The sequence below is a fragment of the Vibrio sp. 10N.247.310.24 genome, assembly GCF_041467175.1.
GTDB classification, from domain to species: Bacteria; Pseudomonadota; Gammaproteobacteria; order Enterobacterales; family Vibrionaceae; genus Vibrio; species Vibrio tasmaniensis_A.
In genome coordinates this window covers 12,666-33,141 of record NZ_JBFSUD010000025.1, presented here as the reverse complement: position 1 = coordinate 33,141, position 20,476 = coordinate 12,666, and the positions used below count along the sequence as shown (strand labels likewise).

The following is a 20,476-nucleotide window of genomic DNA, read 5'->3' as shown; positions in this document are numbered from 1 at the left end:
TAGAGCTTGAATTAGAATACAAAAACGGCGCTCATTGAGCGCCGTTTTTATTTGTTCAACAATACCGATGTAAGTTACGGTTGAACTCGACGAAGCACTGCTTTTAGCGCTTCAAAATCGTTATCTAGATCTTCAGACAACAACTCCATCACCGCGTGTTTTGCTAGCGGACCTGGCAGTTCAATGTCAGTACCTAAGATGTCATCAACCACTTCTTTGAATTTCGCAGGGTGTGCCGTACATAAGAACAGGCCTGTCTCGTTCTCTTGCAGTTGCTCTTCCAATAGACGGTAAGCAATCGCACCATGAGGTTCACACAGGTAACCTTGAGCTTTTAGATCACGTACTGATTCAGCACTCTGCTCATCAGATACTTTACCTTTACCCAAAGTATCCAGTCCCCAACCTTTCAGTTGGCAAAGCTCTTCGATACGTGGCCAGTTGTTTGGTTGGCTCACGTCCATCGCGTTCGATGTTGTCGCAACCGTTGGTTTTGGATCCCATTGACCTGTTTCTAGGTAACGGGGAACCGTGTCGTTTTCGTTGGTTGCTGCAATGAAGCGTTTAACCGGTAAGCCTAGCGCTTTCGCTAATAGACCCGCAGTTAGGTTACCAAAGTTACCACTTGGTACAGAGATAACCAGATTTTCACGTTGCTCTTTGGTTAGCTGAGAAGCCGCCTCAAAGTAATAACAGATCTGAGCCATCAAACGGCTGATGTTGATTGAGTTTGCTGAGTTTAAGCCAATTTCTTTACGCAATTCAGCGTCGTCAAACGCGTCTTTTACGAGTGCCTGACACGCATCAAAATCGCCATCAATCGCTACAGTGTGAATGTTCTTACCTAGCGTACAGAATAGCTTTTCTTGCAGAGGGCTGATCTTGCCTTTCGGGTATAGGATAACAACGTTGATGTTTTCCATGCCGTAGAATGCGTGTGCAACCGCAGCGCCAGTATCACCCGATGTTGCCGTTAAGATTGTGATTTGACCGCCATCAGAAACCGCAGCCAAAGATTGAGCCATAAAACGGCCACCGAAATCTTTAAATGCTAACGTTGGACCGTGAAACAGTTCAAGTGCGTAAACACCGTCTTTCACTTGGTTGATCGGTGCTGGGAATTGGAATGCCGCATCCACTAGTTGATCGATCTGTTCTTTTGGTAACTCACCACCAATTAGAGCAGAAAGAATCTTTGAACTACGAGGGACAAAGTCCTCTGCAAGTAGTGCATCGATGTCATCGAACTTAGGCAGCTCTGATGGGAAAAATAGACCTTGGTTGCGGCCTAGACCTTGACGAACGGCTTGGCCAAAAGAGACTTGCTCATCGTTTTCTTTGATGTTGTACAGCTTCATAACTCACTTCCTGTAACGATCGAACCTTGCTTATCTAAGCGACAAACGTGGACGAATCCTTCTTCATTTTGTACGTAATTTTGTTCTAACCAGCGTGCAACACGCTCGGCGACATCTTGTTCTTTGCAAATGCTAAATAGCGTAGGGCCACTACCAGAAATTCCAGTAGCTAGTGCTCCTGCTGACGTTGCATATTTGCGTGCATCAGCAAACCCTGGAAGCAGTTTCTCACGATATGGTTCAGCAATCACGTCTTTGATCATCTTAGCGGCTAGCTCTGGCTGACCAGAGTGACAAGCATGAATAAAGCCCGCTAAATGACGACCATGGGCAATCACGTCTTGACGGCGATACTGAGAAGGCAAAATCTCTCGCGCTTCGGCCGTCGAAACTTTGATGCCCGGGTAAGCCATTACCCAGTACCAGTCATCAAAACATGGCACTTCTTGACTAATGATACCTAGCTCTTCCAGCATTAATTGCACACCACCAAGGTAACAGGGTGCAACGTTATCGTAATGTATGCCACCTGAAATCTTACCTTCCATTTCACCCATCAGAGCAAGCAGTTCAGTTTCATTCAACGGTTTGCCATGAAAACGGTTCAAGGCATCAAGCGCCGCGACAATTGAACATGCACTTGATCCTAAACCAGAGCCGATAGGCATGTTCTTCTCTAGCGTCATCTCTAGATACTTAACTGAGATACCTTTCTTGTCTAACTCGCGAGAGAACACAACCCAGCAGTCGTAGACAATATTTTCTTTGGTTTCAGTTGGCAGCTTAGAAACAAAGCTGCCTGCTGTTTTTAGCGAGAATGGTTCATCACCGGCTTTAACCATTACTCGGTCACCAAGCAATGTGCCATCCACTGGAGACACAGCGGCCCCCAGCACATCAAAACCTACACTGACATTGCCGATTGATGCAGGAGCATAAACAACAACATCCATATCACTTGAACTCATTCCTAAACTCCTAATTTCCAACCAAGAGTACGCATCACATCAGAGAATACGCCTGCTGCTGTAACTTCAGTACCTGCACCGTAGCCACGCAGAACGAGCGGGATTGGCTGGTAGTAACGGCTGTAGAATGCCAGAGCGTTCTCGCCATCTTTAATCTTAAACATTGGGTCATCGCCATCAACAGCTGCGATACGAACCTTACATTTACCTTCAGCGATCTCACCTACATAACGAAGTACTTTGCCTTCTTCTGCTGCGATAGCTGACTGCTCTTTGAAGTATGCATCCGCTTCTGGCAAGCGAGCCATGAACTCGTCAACCGTACCTGAATCATCAAAACCCGGTGGCAATGCTTGGTCAACTTCAACATCTTCAAGCTCAAGTGCCATACCCGCTTCACGAGCAAGAATAAGCAGCTTACGCGCAACGTCCATACCAGACAGATCATCACGAGGATCCGGCTCAGTGAAGCCGTTATCTTTAGCAATGTTGGTTGCTTGGCTGAGTGTCATACCCTCATCAAGCTTACCGAAAATGTAAGACAGTGAGCCAGAAAGAATACCGTTGAACTTCTCAAGCTCATCACCTGCAGAGATTAGGTTCTGTAAGTTTTCGATTACCGGTAGACCTGCGCCTACTGTTGTCTCGTACATCAACTTACGACGAGAGTTACGCGCCACTTCACGAAGCTGATGGTAGTAAGCCATGCTTGCTGTGTTGGCTTTTTTGTTTGGTGTTACAACGTGGAAACCAGCCGCTAGGAAATCAGCGTATTGCCCGGCAATACCTTCGCTAGACGTACAATCAACCAACACAGGGTTGATGATGTGGTTACGTTGAACAAGTGCAGCTAAACGCGCTAGGCTAAACTCTTCTGTCGCACTCGACATACGATCACGCCACTGTTCTAGCGGTAGACCGTCGCTGTCTAGCAGCAAGCCTTTGCTGTTTGCTAAACCACATACGCGAATCACGATGCCTTTTTCAGCCAGTTTGCCTTGTTGACGTTGGATCTGGTCAACAAGCTCGCCACCAACACCGCCAACACCGACAACGAAGACGTCAAGGAAGTGCTTAGAATTGAATAGGTTTTCGTGACACGCTTTGATTGCTTCTGAGATTTTATCTTCAGGGATAACAGCAGAGATAGCGCGCTCTGAAGAGCCTTGAGCAATAGCAACGATGTTAACGTTCACTTCAGCTAAAGAAGAGAAGAACTGAGAAGCAACGCCACGTGATGTACGCATACCGTCACCCACCAGCGTCACAATCGCAACATCATCCATGAACTCAACTGGCTCTAATAGGCCATCTTTAAGTTCGAGTTCAAACGCATCTGATAACACTTGCTTCGCTTTCACTTTGTCAGCCGATTCAATACAGAAGCTGATGCTGTACTCAGAAGAAGATTGAGTAATAAGGACAATAGAAACGCCTGCAGAAGACATCGCGCCGAATACACGACTCGCCATGCCTACCATGCCCTTCATACCTGGGCCTGATACGTTAACCATCGTTAGGTCACTTAGCGTAGTGATACCTTTGATCGCCAGGTTATCTTCGCCAGTGTCTTGGCCAATCAAAGTGCCTGCTCCCTGTGGGTTGAAGCTGTTTTTGATCAGACATGGAATATGGAATTGTGCGATAGGTGCGATAGTTTTCGGGTGTAGAACTGAAGCACCGAAGTAAGAAAGCTCCATCGCTTCTTGGTAGCTAAGTGATTTAAGAAGACGGGCATCATCCACTAAGCGTGGGTCACAGTTGTAAACACCATCGACGTCAGTCCAAATCTCACAGCAATCAGCACGTAGACATGCCGCTAGAACTGCAGCTGAGTAGTCAGAGCCGTTACGGCCAAGCGTTACTAGCTCGCCTTTTTCATTACCAGCAGTAAAGCCCGGCATGATATTTACGTGACCTTTAGGAAGCGGTGATTGGCGGAAGTTCTGAGTTGAAACATCCACATCCACCATAGCTTCAAGATGATCACCTTGAGCATAGAGATATTCCACAGGGTCAATCAGGCTTGCTGGTTGGCCTTTCGCTTCCAGTACCGCTTTCATTAACTGGATTGAAACTCGCTCACCTTTACTAATGATACGAGCATTTACGTGATTCGGGCACATGCCCAGTAGGTTAATACCATTCACGAACTGCTTAAGTTGAGCAAGAGAGGTATCGACTTGCTCTTGAAACGCAGAGCCATCTACTGACGGCAATACCGCTTGAATCTCTGCAAACAGTGCAGAAAATGATGATTCGATCTCTGAAATCTGTGTGTCAGCTTCACCGTTTTTCAGTGCAGCTTCAATAACAGCGACCAACTTATTGGTTGTTTTTCCTGGAGCCGATAGTACAACGGCTAGCTCTTCTTGCTGGGCATTATTAGCGATGATATCAGCCGCTCGTAAAAAACGATCTGCATCAGCTAATGATGAACCTCCAAACTTTAAAACGCGCATCCCTTTCTCCATAAGTCATAAAAATGGTACAAAAAAAGGCCTGTATCTTGTTGGATACAGGCCTTTTTTTTAAAATCCGTTACTTAGCAGCCTGCCCCAACAATGTGAATGTCGGTAATAATAATGGTGGTGGTCATTACTAGGTGGCTTACATGCTGCATATCAAATTCTCTGCTTGTGCTTTACTCTACGTGTATCAATTTTTACTACTATGCGTCAATGAAAAGTTGCGTTTTTTTTACATTCACACCGTTTTTCAGAGCAAACCTTCATTTAAGAGATAAAACACCCTGCATCAACCTGCCATTCTGAGACTGGATTAACTCATCAAACAAACAGAAGTAATTAGTTGCATATGCAGTCATAACAAAATGCTCTATCGATAGTACAGCGAACATACAAGTCCTGTGCTTTAATTGAACAATAACGTTCGAAAAACAATAATAATGACATCAGGAGTGGGAAATGAAGAGATTACTTATTCTTTTAGTCTTTGCTATGCCTGTCGTTTGTTCAGCGAACAGTTTACCGCTACTGAGCAGTTTGCCTTTGCTCCCCAGTCAAATCGATAGCTCTGCCCATAAGTTTTTTATCTCCACGCAAAGTACATCGAGTGAAAGCTTTGATACGTGGACAGTAGACAGTGGTTATTCTTATAGCTTGTTTTCTGATGTGGATCTTTATGTCGGTACACGAATCAACACTGCTGCACTGAAATATGAGAGTGGATTCTTGAGTGGTGTTAGTTATCAGTTTTCCGAAAGAGTCTCTTTCAACAGCTCTCTACACACCTATAACAATGAAACCGAAGACAGTGAGAAATCGGTAGCCGCAGAGCTTTCCAGCCGCGTGCAGCTAACCGATAATCTAGATATGCATGCCACCCTTGATTATGAAGAGTGGCAACAAGGTGTTGAGGTAGGATTAGGGTTTCGCTTCTAATCTATCCCACTTCTTTATCGATGAGCCCGTTAAGATTCAATCAACAATTCCGTTGAAATTAACACACCATTCCAATCGGCATAAATGTAATCACCGGGCTGAATCAGTTGATTGTGTATAGAGAGCGTCACATTCACTTGCCCAACACCGTGCTTCTCGGTTTTAAATGGAGAGGCTCCGAGAGCTTGAATACCAAGATCCATCTGCGCCATCATCGCAACATCACGCACCGCACCATTCACAATGACGCCTTCCCAACCATTTTCTATGGCTAGAATCGCCAATTGGTCGCCAAGTAACGCTTTTTGACACGAGCCATTGCCGTCTACAACGAGTACTTTGCCGCAGCCATCGGTCTCTAAAACCTCACGAACCTTGGAATTATCGTGATAACAACGAACTGTTACAATTTTTCCCCAGAACGCACCACGCTGGCCGAAGTTCTGTAATGGCATATTCAGTAGCGTGACTTTGCTTTCAAACTCATCACATAAGTCAGGTGTTATATCGTGCATATATCCTCCGTGAGTAAGGCAAACCTATTAAGTCAGGCGAGCCTCTATGCTTTTATATATTATTAAAATTAATCCTTTGTTTTCATTGTTCTATGCCCAATTTAATACGAAATAAAAGTTGATTGAGCATATTTATCTACTAGACTCTAAGGATAGCTTTCAGCTTCCTTGGTTCATAGTCCGGTCTTTAGCAAGCAAGATGTTCGAAACATCTCGAATAATCATTCTTATTTTGGTGCTAAATAGTCACCATAACATTGGTTAAGTTGTAGCCATACTATTAAAGTTTGTTGCGATACGGCAATTGATGTAAATCAACAAAGTGAATGGAATTAACATTCTCGCGTTGTTAGCATGCTGTTAACATTATAGAATCCTCTTAAATCACTAAAAGAATGATTGAAAGGCGTACTGGATCTACGTTATTGGGCAATACTTCAAGGAAGGCAGATAGCTGGAAGTAAGTGTTTTTTTGAAAACTTTAAGTTATCATCAAAAATACATTACCTGTATGTTATGTTTTGCCTAGAATTTATTCTATTAGCACAGTTTCGTCACAAATTTAGGTACCGCCAAATGCAAACCCCGCAGATTCTTATCGTTGAAGATGAGCAAGTAACTCGTAACACTCTAAAGAGTATTTTTGAAGCAGAGGGATATGCTGTTTTTGAGGCTAGCGACGGTGAAGAGATGCACCAAGTGCTATCTGATAACCAAGTTAACCTTGTAATTATGGACATCAACCTTCCAGGTAAGAATGGCCTACTACTTGCGCGTGAACTACGTGAGCAAGCAAATGTAGCGCTTATGTTCTTAACTGGTCGTGATAATGAAGTTGATAAGATCCTTGGCCTAGAAATCGGCGCTGATGACTACATCACTAAGCCTTTCAACCCTCGTGAGCTGACTATCCGTGCACGTAACCTTCTTAACCGTTCAATGAGCACAAGCTCTGTTCAAGAAGAAAAGCGTAGCGTTGAGAAGTACGAGTTCAATGGTTGGGTACTAGATATCAACAGTCGTTCTCTGGTTAGCCCAGATGGCGAAGGCTACAAGCTACCTCGTTCAGAGTTCCGTGCTCTACTTCACTTCTGTGAGAACCCAGGTAAGATCCAAACACGTGCAGACCTTCTTAAGAAGATGACTGGCCGTGAGCTTAAGCCACACGATCGTACTGTAGACGTAACAATCCGTCGTATTCGTAAGCACTTTGAATCTGTTTCTGGTACACCAGAAATCATCGCGACGATTCACGGTGAAGGCTACCGCTTTTGTGGTGACCTAGAAGACTAATTCGATTCGCGCTTCTGCCCGTTTAGTTCTTGCCGTCGATTAGCACTTCTAACCGATAGCACTCTAACCAGTTAGTACTTATAAACAGTTAGTACTTCTAGCAATCGAAGCGTGAACAATCGTTATTAAAAAGGGAGAATGCCAACGCATTCTCCCTTTTTTATTGTTCATTGTTCGCTAAGGTTTTAGTAAACCGTATCTACCTTCACGTCTTTCTCTACTAACCACTTCACGGTTTCGCCATCTTTGAGTTCAATCGCAACATCAACAGGCTTATCACTGTCGATCTCTAACTGCCATACAAAAGCGACTTCCCACTGCGTTTCACTATGTGTTCTTAAATCTAGATCGTCAGCAGTTACCAACAAGGTATCTGCACCCTGTTTAACCGTCACACTCTCAACCGCAAGTGTTGCTGGTAATTGTGAGTCAGACTCTAGGTAGATAGCACCATGCAAAGTCTTATCTTGAGCCTCCCCAATCGTAGGCATTTTGTTGTGCCACAGGTTGCTTTTCATTGTGACTGTCGCTGCAGATACTTCGACTTGATTATCTTGCTGCCATTCTACTTGTGGCGCAGAACAACCCGCTAATGCTACTACACATGCGGCAAATGCTAATTTTTTCATCATTCTTCTACCTTTGATTTAACCAACTCTTTAAGACTTCAATATCATTTTGGTATTCGTTATTTATTTCATCAACCCAATCTGAAATGTTCTCCCACCACGCAGGCATATCTGGAGATTGAGCTTTCTGAGCAACTTGCTGTATGCGTTTCAGGCCAATGGAACCTGCTGCACCTTTAATCTTGTGTGCCTCAGAAACGATACTGTCTTGATCTTTCGCAACCATATTGGAATTCAATATTTCCATATATTCCGGCATCATATCTTCAAACATCACGATACTATCCAAAACAGGTTTCGACCCGACAATGTCAACATAAGACTCTAGCATATCAATATCAAGCAAAGTGGTATCAATCGTTGAAAGAGCCAGCTTACTCGCTGTTACTTTCTCAACACCTGCCACTTTTACAACATCCTTTACTGTATCAATACCCTCGGCTTTCTCAATAACCTCTGGGGCATCCTCAATCAACTCGCTGATGACATCCTGGATTGCACGAACCGACAGTGGTTTACTGATCGCTTCATCCATGCCTTTCTGGAAATACTCTTGCTTATTGTTTAATACATTCGCGGTTAATGCCACCAAAGGCGGCAATTGGCTATATTTCTCGCGGTAGTATTGGGCAATGTCGAAACCAGTCATATCTGGTAACTGGATATCCAGTAATACCAAGTCATAATCTTTCGGGTTGAAAACGATTTGTGCCTCTTTACCCGTCATTACCACTGTCACTTCATGCCCTAGGCTTTCAAGTAAAGAACGAGCTACTGTGATATTGAGCTCAATGTCTTCGACCATGAAAATCTTAAGGTTGGACTGCTTTCTTGGCGTTTTGATCAAAGCCTGAGTATCGTGATTAACTGGAACTCGAATCGAAATCGTAAAGGTACTACCAAACCCCTCTTCACTGGTGACTTCAATGTGACCATCCATCATATTGATCAGCTGTTGAGATACAGCAAGACCAATTCCGGTACCGACAGCGTGTAAATTGTCTGTTCCCGACTTTACCTGATAGTACATCGCGAAGATCTTCTCGATTTCGCTTTCAGGGATACCAATCCCGGTATCTTCTACTTCCATCGTGATGTTGGCAAAGTCGCCATCAATTTCAGCGCTGACCGTCATCACGACACCACCATCTTTGGTGAACTTCATCGCGTTGCTTACAAGGTTCCACAATACCTGTCTAAGACGAGTACCATCCACCTCAACTGCAGATGGGAGATCGGACAATCTTTCTAGATCAAACCTCAACCCTTTCTGCTCTGCCATTAACGCAGAAATGCTTTCGATCTCAACAACGAAATCTTCAAAATTGATAGGGGTTGGGAATAGCTCAAGCTTACGGCGGTCGAACTTATCCATGTCGATAATATCGTTAAAGATATTACCCAGTGTCACCGCACTCACCTTGATGGTTTGCATCTGCTTACGCTGCTCGGTCGTCAGCTGGCTATCCAATAACATGCGGCTCAAGCCGATGATGCCATTGAGCGGTGTTCTTAGCTCATGGCTAATGGTTGAGATAAAGGTGGTCTTATCGCGACTGGCTTTCTCTAGTGATTCTTGGTGCTCTTTACGCTCGGTAATATCACGACCAAAACCAACCAAGCCAAGGTGGCGACCATCTTTACTGTAGAAAGGCACCTTACGCAGCTCGAAGTAACTCTTACGTCCATCGGGGTATTCAAGCCATTGGTCATAGGTCAAAGCTTGGTTGTCAGCAAAGACTTTCTTATCGGTTTCAACAACTTGCTGGGCTACCTCTTTGCTGTAGACATCCCAAGGCGTCAAACCAACTAGCTCTTTTTCTGTTTTGCCCGTGAGTTCTTCAACCGCTCGGTTGCAACCTGAAAACACACCATCTTCATTGCGATAATAAATGAGGTCAGGCGAGGCATCGATAAACGAACGCAACAGCGCCGTACGTTCTGCTAATTCAAGCTGAGTTCGCTCACGCTGAAACACTTCGTTCTCAAGATCATGCATTGCTTCTGCACGCGCTTCTTCGGCTTTTTCACGATCTTCAATTTCTTGGTTGAGCTTTTCGATATTGAGTTGCAGTTTATTGTTGAGTTCTTGATCTCGCTCTCGCATGTCACCCAGCTTAGAGACCAATTTAGCCAACCTTTGGCGAGACTCTTCCAGTTGATCGACCACGACTGAGAGAAAATAGACCGCCCAAGGTGTGATCACTAAACCGAAGAAAACCGAACGGACAATGTCGATATCATCAACATTACCTTTGAGTGCGAGGGTGATACCGACTTGTACAACAACAGCAAGGGCAACAAGCGCTAGGGCGAGTAAGATAGAAAAGCGGACAATCCCCAATTTCACGAGCAGATCCACGTAATACTGGGCAAGATTTTTCATGGGTTTCATTTAGCGCTCCACGCGATAAGACTAGCAACATTCTACCTTGTTTGAAGAAAGTAGGTAAGCTAGCTACATCACACGCAGCAAGAGATTAGCGGTAATATCGAAGGTTAATCAACCAATATTAATACTAACCAAGCAATATCAATACTAGCCAAGCCACATAAATATTAGCCAAGTAATATAAATGCTAAACAAGAAAAAGACGGAGTCACTAAGTTACCCATTCTATAAAGTTAGTGAATAGAGTATGGATGCACTATCGAACGATTTCGACCATCAGATTTCGCTTGATACAACGCACTGTCAGCCAAGGCAACAGCAGACTCCATTTCGTCATCAGGTGTTGGTATATAAGAGACAATACCAATACTCACCGTGATGGAGTCTGACACTGTCGACTTCTCATGAGCTAATCCTAGTTTTTGCACTTCATCATGAATTCGACGAGCGACCATAAGCGCACCTTCTGTGGTTGTGTTTGGGAGAATAAAGCCAAACTCTTCACCACCGTATCGAGCCACGCAATCCGAAGAGCGATTCAACACCTGCTTAAAGGCTTGTGAAACCTGAATCAAAGCATCGTCACCTTGTTGGTGTCCATAGAAATCGTTATAGCCTTTAAAGAAGTCGATGTCACACAGCATAATCGTCAACGGCAATTTCTCACGCACATGATGATGCCACAATGTAGACAGCTGCTCATCGAAGCGACGTCGATTGGATACCTGAGTTAAACTATCCATAAAACTGAGGCGCTCAAGCTCTAAATTGGCTTCTTCAAGTTTCTGCTCGGCGAGGTAACGTTCTGTGATATCACGTGCCATGATCAGTACACCATTGGTACTCGATGCAGGGTCTCTAAAAGGCGACTTCACTACATCATACCAAGTAAACTCTCCATCACTTGAAACCAGTTTGTCGATGTAACGCAACGAGTTACCTTGATGAAGCACTTGATGATCACTCTCTGATACGCGCATATAAATGCTATTTGGTACTACGTCTTGTAGACGTTTACCCACTAAGTCACTGACTTCAGAAATACCCAACGCTGCCACAAATGGCTTATTACACGCCTGGTAAACCATGTTTTCGTTGAAGATACCAATCGAGTCAGGGCTCGCTTCCAAGATGTTTTGTAAAATGGTGTCACGTTGTGCAAGTGCAACTTCAGTATCTTTACGCTTTTCCATTTCCCCACGCAGTTGTTGCTGCATGTCATGCCAATCCGTCACATCGTGACTTATCGAGAGCGTACCTATGGTTTCCCCACTTTGCGAGAGCAAAACACTTTGATAGGTTTCAAGGAGACACCCCTTACCATCTTGGTCTGTGGTCCATGAGCGCTCACTGACACGACCTTTTAAGGCACCACTAGACACACTTAAAGTGCCCTCTTCAGGGCGACCATGCCAAAACTTTTTAAACGCTCGATTACTCGCGACCAATTCACCCTTTTGATCGATGACATAGACCAACTCAGATAAAGAATCCAAAGCGGTACGAGCAACATTGAGATCACGAACCTCTTGGGAAATCTCTTCGTTGGTACTTTTATAAGGGGAAGCATGTATCATCCAAGCCTTTCTACTTCTAAAGTGGATCTTACGACCCACCAAGTTGATCTTAAAAGATTCAAATTCAGAAAGAACCCAAGACGAGAGATATTCAAACGTTCGAGAGTTGATGTGATCAGTGAGGTAATGACGAAAACTATTCTCAGCTTCCACTGTTGGAAAACGAAAGTGAGTACCTATTTGGCGGATACCAAGCAACTGCATGGCTTGGCGATTGGCGTACAAGATCTCGCCACTTCGGATGTCAACAAAATAAAGAGGTGAAGGTGTAGCAAGAAGAAGCTGTTCAATATATGACTGGTAACGTAAATAAATATGCCAGCAGATGAGACCTATCAGCAATAGAACAACGATATATATACCGTAGCCATACGCCCTATCCCATAACCAAGTCATTACCAGTTCCATCTGCTCTCAATCTATACTTATAAATTCTGTGAGGGAAATGTTACCACTATTTGTTGGTTTTATCTGCTGTTACCTACAGTCACCCATCCCTATCAATTGGTCGCGTTTAAAACAGGTTGCGTGTACTCGAATGCAAAGCCTGTTTTAATGCCTTGTGCGCCGGTTTTATCAAGCGAACGACCAATCTCAGTCATCGCCAACCAACGGTTCTCACACCATAAAGGGGAGAGTAGTGTCGGGCGTCTCGCCGCAGAAGATACACGATGATAAACCACGTCCGCTGGTGTGCGTTGAATGATCTCACTCGCGATATCAATGTACTCCTCAAGGCTTGGTGCTTCTAGCTTTCCTGCCTTCCAGGCTTTAGCCATAGTACTGCCTTCAACAATATGAAGCCCGTGAAGCTTGATACCATCAGTGCCAGCTGCTAATACCTTCTCTAGAGTTTCAAGGTTATCCGCTTTGGTTTCTTTGGGCAGGCCGACAATAAGGTGAGTACATACCTTGATTCCTAAAGCACGTGCGCGCTGGGTGATCGTTTCATACACAGTGAAATCGTGTCCGCGGTTAATTCGCTTGAGGGTTTTATCATTGGCTGTTTGCAGGCCGAGCTCTAGCCAAATTTCGTAACCTTGCTTAACGTACTCCGCGAGCAGGTCCAGTACTGCATCAGGCACGCAGTCTGGTCTCGTGCCAACACAAAGGCCAACAATCTCTGCTCCGGGTGCTTTTAGAGCCTCTTCATACATATTCTTGAGTACCTGCACCTCAGCGTAAGTACTGGTGTACGCCTGAAAATAAGCAAGATACTTCTTGGCACGAGCGATTTCACCCGCACGATCTGTTAATTGATCAGCAATACTTTGAACTTGAGTTTGTTCATCGGCAAAAGAAGCTACGTTGCAGAAGGTACAACCGCCACGGCCAATTGTCCCGTCTCGGTTTGGGCAACTAAACCCACCGTGAAGTGTCAGCTTGTGAACCTTCTCGCCATAACGACGTTGGAGATCTTGGCCGATAGTATTAACTAACTCGTGTAATTGCATATTTTCAAAGCACTCAAGTAAATAAGAATGAATATCAGTCTTTTTTGAAAAAAAATTACATCCCTGCAAAATTCGACCAATTAGTTTACGCAAGGATTTTTGCGAGCAACCTATCAAATATCAATAAACATGCAAAAAATAAGCTCTATTTGCCTAATGTTGCACATTTGTTAGGCATTAAATTCAAAACAAAACGAAAAAAATGGTCTACATCGGTTAACTTTCATTGCAATTCGCCTAGACAAAATTGTAGGATACTTACACATATTGGCTATTTCTGAGTGTTTACTTACATCGAAAACTTGCCAATAAGTCGGTGATATCTAACTCCCACCTATATAAACCACTAGTTTGTGGTTAAAAACAAACGGATATCACTAAGGATTGTTTTTCTCGCAATACTTTTCCTGCGAGATACGGAAAGGATTCAAACCGCCAGCATAGGCAGGTTTAGACCCATAAATATAAAAGGACAAGGCTGACTTTATACAAATAAGTTGCGCCTAGATTTAACTGGAAGGATGTATCTATGGTAGATCAAGAGCAGAACTCACAGGGTCTGTATACTCCTGAATTGGAGCATGACGCTTGTGGTATCGGTTTTGTTGCTCATCTTAAGAATCGCAAATCTCATGATGTAGTAACTCAAGCACTCGATATGCTTGCACGTATGGAACACCGTGGCGGCCAAGGCTGTGATCCGTGTTCTGGTGATGGTGCAGGTATCCTGCTACAGAAGCCACACGAATTCTTACTAGAAGAAGCCGTAAAGCTTGGAATTAAACTGCCATCTTTTGAAAAATATGGTGTTGGTGTTGTACTTTTCCCTAAGGATGAATACAAACGTGCACAGTGTCGTGACATTCTAGAACGCAATGCACAGCGCCTTGAGTTAGAAGTGATCGGTTACCGAGAACTTCCAACTGACAATTCAATGATTGGTGCTGACCCACTAAGCACTGAACCTCAATTTGAACACGTATTTATTTCTGGCGGCCCTGGTATCACACCAGAAGAGCTTGAGCGTAAACTGTATGTTCTACGTAACTACACTGTTCGTGTATGCCTAGAAAGCGTGTCAAACATCGGTGACGACTTCTACATCAACTCTATGTCTTACAAGACATTGGTGTACAAAGGTCAGCTAACAACAGAACAAGTTCCTCAGTACTTCCTAGACCTGCAAAACCCAACTATGGTGACAGCTCTAGCACTTGTACACTCTCGCTTCTCTACCAATACATTCCCTCGTTGGCGTCTGGCTCAGCCTTTCCGTTACATAGCGCATAATGGCGAAATCAATACGGTTCGCGGCAATCTAAACTGGATGAAAGCACGTGAAGCAATCCTAGAGTCGGATCTGTTTACACAAGCTGAAATCGACATGCTGCTTCCTATCTGTCAGGAAGGTAGCTCGGATTCATCAAACTTCGATATGGCGCTTGAGCTACTTGTTCTTTCAGGTCGTACTCTGCCACACGCATTAATGATGATGATCCCTGAAGCATGGCAAGAAAACAAAAACATGGATCCAACTCGTCGTGCGTTCTACCAGTACCACGCGAACGTAATGGAACCATGGGATGGCCCAGCTTCTGTCTGCTTCACTGATGGTGTTCAAGTTGGTGCAACGCTTGACCGTAACGGTCTGCGTCCTTCTCGCTACACAGTAACGAAAGACGACTTCCTAGTGATGGCGTCTGAATCTGGTGTTGTTGAGATCGCTCCCGAAAACGTTGAATACCGTGGTCGTTTACAACCAGGTCGTATCTTCGTTGCTGACCTTGAGCAAGGCCGCATCATTTCTGACGAAGAAGTGAAAGACGGTATTGCTAAAGCACAACCCTACGAAAAATGGGTTGAAGAGAACCTTCTGAGCTTGAAAAAGCTACCTGATGCGAACAACGAATTTAACCAACCTTCTCCAGAAAAGTTGCTTCATAAACAACAATCGTTTGGTGTGAGCTCTGAAGAAGTAAACGAAATCATTCTACCTCTTGCAAAAACAGGCTACGAGCCACTTTCTGCAATGGGCGCTGACTGGCCGCTAGCGATTCTTTCTCATCAATCGCAGCACCTTTCAAACTACTTCAAGCAATTATTTGCACAAGTAACAAACCCGCCAATCGATCCGATTCGTGAGCGTATGGTTATGTCTCTGAACACTTACCTAGGTAAGGATCAGAACCTACTTGCTGAAACGCCTGAACACTGTCAAAAAGTAGAACTTGAGTCTCCAGTTCTGTCTAACTCTGAGTTAGAGAAGCTACGTGCAATCGATAACGAGCACCTTCAAGCGAAGACGCTGGATATCGTATTCCAAGCAAATGGAGACAACGGCAAGTTAGAGCGCGCACTTAAGCGTATCTGCCAATACGCAGAAGACGCTGTGATTGATGGCTACTCTATCATCCTACTGACAGACCGTGCGGTTAACTCTACCCACGCCGCTATTCCAGCAATGCTGGCAGTTGGCGCGGTTCACCACCATCTTATCCGTAAAGGTCTAAGAGCTAAGTGTGACATTGTTGTTGAAACGGGCGATGCTCGCGAGACACACCACTTTGCAACGCTTATCGGCTACGGTGCGAACGCAGTTAACCCATACCTAGTTATTGAAACGATTGTTGAACTGCAACGTACGAAGAAGCTCGATCCAAACGTACACCCGCGTGAGTTATTCGATAACTACCGTAAAGGTGTCAACGGCGGTCTACTGAAGATCTTCTCTAAGATGGGGATCTCTACGCTACAGTCTTACCACGGTGCACAAATCTTTGAAGCACTTGGTGTAAGCAAGTCAGTAGTTGAAAAATACTTCACTGGTACTGTTTCTCGTATCCAAGGTCTAACGATCGATGATATCGCACGAGAAGTGCTAGTTCGTCACCGTGTTGGTTACCCAGCTCGTGAAATCCCAGCTCAGATCCTTGATGTTGGCGGTGTTTACCAGTGGAAACAACGTGGTGAGAAGCACCTATTCAACCCTGAAACGATTTCTCTACTTCAAGAATCGACGCGTAATAAAGATTACGGTCAGTTCAAGAAGTACGCAAAAGCAGTCGATGACCAAGGCGACAACGCAGCAACGCTACGTAGTCAACTGGACTTCATCAAGAATCCTGCTGGCTCTATTCCTCTTGCAGAAGTAGAACCCATCGAGAACATCCTTAAGCGTTTCGCAACCGGCGCAATGAGCTTTGGTTCAATCTCACATGAGGCTCACTCAACACTGGCTGTTGCAATGAACCGCATTGGCGCGAAATCAAACTCAGGTGAAGGTGGTGAAGATCCAGCACGTTTCGAACGCAAAGAAAACGGTGACTGGGAACGTTCAGCAATCAAACAGGTGGCTTCTGGTCGCTTTGGTGTAACGTCTTACTACCTATCTAACGCTGATGAGCTTCAAATCAAGATGGCTCAAGGAGCGAAACCTGGCGAAGGTGGTCAACTACCTGGTGATAAGGTTGATGATTGGATCGGTGCAACACGTCACTCGACTCCGGGCGTAGGTCTTATCTCTCCACCGCCACACCACGATATCTACTCAATCGAAGATTTGGCTCAGCTGATCTACGATCTGAAAAACGCGAACCGTAACGGCCGTGTCAACGTGAAGCTAGTATCAGAAGCTGGCGTAGGTACGATTGCATCGGGTGTAGCAAAAGCGAAAGCTGACGTAGTACTTATCGCAGGTTTTGATGGTGGTACGGGTGCATCTCCGATGTCTTCTATCCGTCACACTGGTCTGCCTTGGGAACTGGGTCTAGCAGAAACGCACCAAACACTACTGAAAAACGGCCTACGTAACCGTATCGTTGTTCAGTCTGATGGTCAGATGAAAACACCACGTGACCTTGCAGTCGCAACGTTACTTGGCGCTGAAGAATGGGGCGTAGCAACAGCTGCTCTAGTTGTTGAAGGCTGTATCATGATGCGTAAGTGTCACAAGAATACATGTCCTGTTGGTATCGCAACACAAAACAAAACTCTTCGTGAGCGTTTCGACGGCCGCGTAGAAGACGTAGTAACGTTCTTCCAATACATGGCTGAAGGTCTACGTGAAGTAATGGCTGAACTTGGCTTCCGCTCTATTGATGAGATGGTTGGTCAATCGCACAAACTTAAAGTTCGTGATGACATCGGTCACTGGAAGTACAAGAACCTAGATCTAACACCAGTACTGCACATTGAGCAGGCTCGTGCAGAAGATGGTATCTACAACCAGACAACACAGAATCATAATCTTGAAGACGTTCTAGACCGTAAGTTGATTCAGGCTGCAATCCCAGCGCTTGAGAAAGGTGAAGCGGTTACCGCTCAGTTCCCTATCATCAACACGGACCGTTCAGCAGGCACGATGCTGTCGAACGAAATCTCGAAGGTTTACAAAGACCAAGGTTTACCACAGCCAATGAACGTTAAGTTCCACGGTAGTGCAGGTCAATCGTTCGGTGCGTTCCTTGCGAAAGGCGTTAAGTTCGAAGTAGAAGGCGACGCGAACGATTACTGGGGTAAAGGTCTGTCTGGCGGTACTTTGGTACTGTACCCAGATGCGAAATCTACTATCGTTGCTGAAGACAACATCGTTGTGGGTAACGTATGTTTCTACGGTGCAACCTCAGGTGAATCTTTCATTCGCGGTATGGCTGGCGAACGTTTCTGTGTTCGTAACTCTGGTGCGAAGGTTGTTGTTGAGGGTGTTGGTGACCACGGTTGTGAATACATGACAGGTGGCGCGGCAATTATCCTTGGCTCAACGGGTCGTAACTTTGCTGCAGGTATGAGTGGCGGTGTCGCTTATGTTTGGGATAAAGCAGGCGACTTCGAAACCAAGCTCAACGCAGAACTTGTAGACCTAGATCCAATTGAACAAGAAGATAAAGATCTTCTACTAGATATGCTAACGAAGCATGTTGAATTCACAGGAAGTGAAGTTGCTCAGTCTTTCCTAGACAACTTTGAAGTAAGTGTCGCATCACTAGTTAAAGTAATGCCACGCGACTACAAAGCAGTTCTTGAGAAGCGTAAAGCTGAAGCACAACAGGCACAAACGGAAGAAGTGGAGGCAGTATAATGGGTAAGCCTACTGGATTTTTAGAACACGGTCGTGAGCTTCCAAAAAAGCTCGACCCGTCAGTTCGAATTGAAGACAACAAAGAGTTCGTACTTAACGAAGAGTTTGGTGAAAAGATCAGTACTCAAGCATCTCGTTGTATGGACTGTGGCGTACCTTTCTGTCACAACGGCTGTCCGATTGGTAACATCATCCCAGAATTCAATGACGCGGTTTATCGTGACAGCTGGGAAGAGGCTTGGAACATTCTAAGCTCTACCAACAACTTCCCTGAGTTTACAGGTCGTGTTTGTCCTGCTCCTTGTGAAAGTGCCTGTGTTCTTGGCATCAACCAAGACCCAATCACTATCTGTAATATCGAGAAAACGATTGTAGAAACTGCGTACCGTGAAGGGTACGCAAAGCCTAAGACACCACGCTCTCGTACAGGTAAAACTGTCGCGGTTATCGGTTCAGGTCCTGCTGGCTTAGCCGCAGCTGAGCAGCTAAACAGCGCTGGTCACTCGGTAACGGTATTTGAACGTGACGAGAAAGTCGGTGGTCTACTTCGCTTCGGTATCCCAGATTTCAAACTGGGTATGGACGTGATTGATCGTAAGATCAACCTAATGGCTGAAGCTGGCGTTGAGTTTAAAGTGAACCAACACATCGGTGTTGATGTTAATGCTCAACAGCTACGCCAAGAATTTGATGTGGTATTGCTAACGGGTGGTTCTACGGTTCCACGTGACTTGCCAATCCCAGGTCGTGAGCTGAAAGGCGTTCACTTTGCCATGGAATTCCTTGGTCAAAATAACCGCCGTGCCAACGACTTAGATCTAAAAACAGAAGAGCTTCACGCTAAAGATAAGCACATTGTGGTTATCGGTGGTGGTGATACGGGGTCTGACTGTGTGGGCACATCAAACCGTCATAAAGCAGCAAGCATTACTCAGGTTGAGATCATGCCGATCCCACCAGAGAAGCGCCCTGCTAATATGCCTTGGCCTCAATACCCAATGATCATGAAAACGACCACTTCTCACGAAGAGGGTTGTGAACGTCATTGGAACATCCTGACTAAAGAGTTCATCTCTGACGATAACGGTAATGTAACCGGACTTCGTATCGCTGACATCGTTTGGCAAGACGCAAAACCAGGCGAACGTCCAGGTTTTGATGAAGTAGCGAACTCTGAACGTGTTATCCCTTGTGACATGGCATTCCTTGCAATGGGCTTCTTACACCCAGAGCCAACAGGCGTGCTTGCTCAGCTAGACATTAAACTGGACGAGCGTGGTAACGTTGCTTCTGAAGGCTTTACGACCAACCAGAAAGGCGTTTTCGCTGCTGGTGATATGCGTACTGGTCAATCTCTGGTTGTACGTTGTATTAATGAAGGTCGTGAATGTGCAATTGCCATTGATGACTTCTTAATGGGTAACTCAAACTTAGAAGCGAAAGCAGATTCACTCATGCTTTCCGCATAATATTTCTCGGGCTAGCGTCGATGACGTTAGCCTAGAGGAAAAGCAACACCCTTCCTAACTTTTATGTTTGGCTAGCACTCGATGCTAGCCTTTTTTCTATCTGGCCTTTAACTCTTTCTCAATCACTCCGGCTGTGCATGTTAAATCTCGTTAACATCTAGCTCTTATATCTCATTGATCTTCATCGACTATTTCAGATTATTACGTGGTTAATCGCGTTTACACATGATAATTAACCATGAACTTGACCTTAAACACAATTAGCTATACGTTGTAAAGCTGATGAAAATAAAACCAATCGGTTTTGTTAACACAACCAATAACGTTTTAGCTAGCTAAA

The 20,476-nt window shown here is 44.9% G+C and carries 12 protein-coding genes and 1 other annotated feature; of the genes, 4 read left to right on the top strand and 8 right to left on the bottom strand.

What is annotated here, in order from left to right; genetic code table 11:
- Nucleotides 1-74: 74 nt before the first annotated feature.
- The 3 genes from thrC to thrA are packed head-to-tail and all read right to left on the bottom strand — an operon-like array spanning nt 75 to nt 4,788.
- On the bottom strand, nt 75-1,358 hold the full coding sequence (gene thrC / locus AB6E08_RS10155; RefSeq protein WP_371695251.1) for a threonine synthase: 1,284 nt from the start codon (nt 1,356-1,358) through the stop codon (nt 75-77).
- Complete coding sequence (gene thrB, locus AB6E08_RS10150; protein WP_032499152.1) at nt 1,355-2,311, bottom strand: homoserine kinase; 957 nt, start codon at nt 2,309-2,311, stop codon at nt 1,355-1,357. The genes thrC and thrB overlap by 4 nt, the downstream gene beginning before the upstream one ends.
- A 17-nt stretch (nt 2,312-2,328) precedes the next feature.
- Entirely contained in the window at nt 2,329-4,788 is a 2,460-nt protein-coding gene (gene thrA / locus AB6E08_RS10145) for a bifunctional aspartate kinase/homoserine dehydrogenase I (protein WP_012603240.1), read from the bottom strand.
- A gap of 29 nt (nt 4,789-4,817) precedes the next feature.
- Nucleotides 4,818-4,936 (bottom strand) — a sequence feature (Thr leader region).
- A gap of 317 nt (nt 4,937-5,253) precedes the next feature.
- Between thrA and AB6E08_RS10140 the strand changes: the two genes are divergently transcribed.
- Nucleotides 5,254-5,730, top strand: coding sequence for a ribonuclease regulator (locus AB6E08_RS10140; protein WP_372066245.1), 477 nt, complete (start codon nt 5,254-5,256; stop codon nt 5,728-5,730).
- A gap of 29 nt (nt 5,731-5,759) precedes the next feature.
- On the opposite strand, the gene AB6E08_RS10135 is transcribed toward AB6E08_RS10140, so the two are convergent.
- Nucleotides 5,760-6,245, bottom strand: a complete 486-nt coding sequence (locus tag AB6E08_RS10135; RefSeq protein WP_017098326.1) for a putative 4-hydroxy-4-methyl-2-oxoglutarate aldolase — start codon at nt 6,243-6,245, stop codon at nt 5,760-5,762.
- A gap of 576 nt (nt 6,246-6,821) precedes the next feature.
- On the opposite strand from AB6E08_RS10135, the gene arcA reads away from it, so the two are divergent.
- A complete protein-coding gene (arcA, locus tag AB6E08_RS10130) occupies nt 6,822-7,538 on the top strand; it encodes a two-component system response regulator ArcA (protein ID WP_004741534.1) in 717 nt (238 codons plus the stop codon).
- 185 nt (nt 7,539-7,723) lie between these two features.
- Here the strand turns inward: arcA and AB6E08_RS10125 are convergent, their stop codons facing one another.
- The 4 genes from AB6E08_RS10125 to AB6E08_RS10110 all read right to left on the bottom strand — a co-directional run bounded on the left by AB6E08_RS10125 (nt 7,724) and on the right by AB6E08_RS10110 (nt 13,590).
- Nucleotides 7,724-8,167: a hypothetical protein gene (locus AB6E08_RS10125; protein ID WP_012603236.1), complete on the bottom strand. Its 444-nt coding sequence runs from the start codon at nt 8,165-8,167 to the stop codon at nt 7,724-7,726.
- A gap of 7 nt (nt 8,168-8,174) precedes the next feature.
- Nucleotides 8,175-10,562: an aerobic respiration two-component sensor histidine kinase ArcB gene (gene arcB / locus AB6E08_RS10120; RefSeq protein ID WP_372066248.1), complete on the bottom strand. Its 2,388-nt coding sequence runs from the start codon at nt 10,560-10,562 to the stop codon at nt 8,175-8,177.
- 230 nt (nt 10,563-10,792) lie between these two features.
- Nucleotides 10,793-12,544 (bottom strand): diguanylate cyclase, encoded by a 1,752-nt coding sequence (locus AB6E08_RS10115; protein WP_012603234.1) that lies wholly within the window; start codon nt 12,542-12,544, stop codon nt 10,793-10,795.
- A gap of 92 nt (nt 12,545-12,636) precedes the next feature.
- Nucleotides 12,637-13,590 (bottom strand): TIGR01212 family radical SAM protein, encoded by a 954-nt coding sequence (locus tag AB6E08_RS10110; protein WP_017100509.1) that lies wholly within the window; start codon nt 13,588-13,590, stop codon nt 12,637-12,639.
- Between the two features lie 529 nt (nt 13,591-14,119).
- Here AB6E08_RS10110 and gltB point away from each other — a divergent pair.
- Together gltB and AB6E08_RS10100 are read left to right on the top strand one after the other, a co-directional pair.
- On the top strand, nt 14,120-18,667 hold the full coding sequence (gene gltB / locus AB6E08_RS10105; protein ID WP_017098323.1) for a glutamate synthase large subunit: 4,548 nt from the start codon (nt 14,120-14,122) through the stop codon (nt 18,665-18,667).
- The gene (locus AB6E08_RS10100; RefSeq protein ID WP_372066252.1) at nt 18,667-20,136 is read left to right on the top strand and encodes a glutamate synthase subunit beta; all 1,470 of its coding nucleotides are present in this window, start codon (nt 18,667-18,669) and stop codon (nt 20,134-20,136) included. The genes gltB and AB6E08_RS10100 overlap by 1 nt, the downstream gene beginning before the upstream one ends.
- Nucleotides 20,137-20,476: the final 340 nt, after the last annotated feature.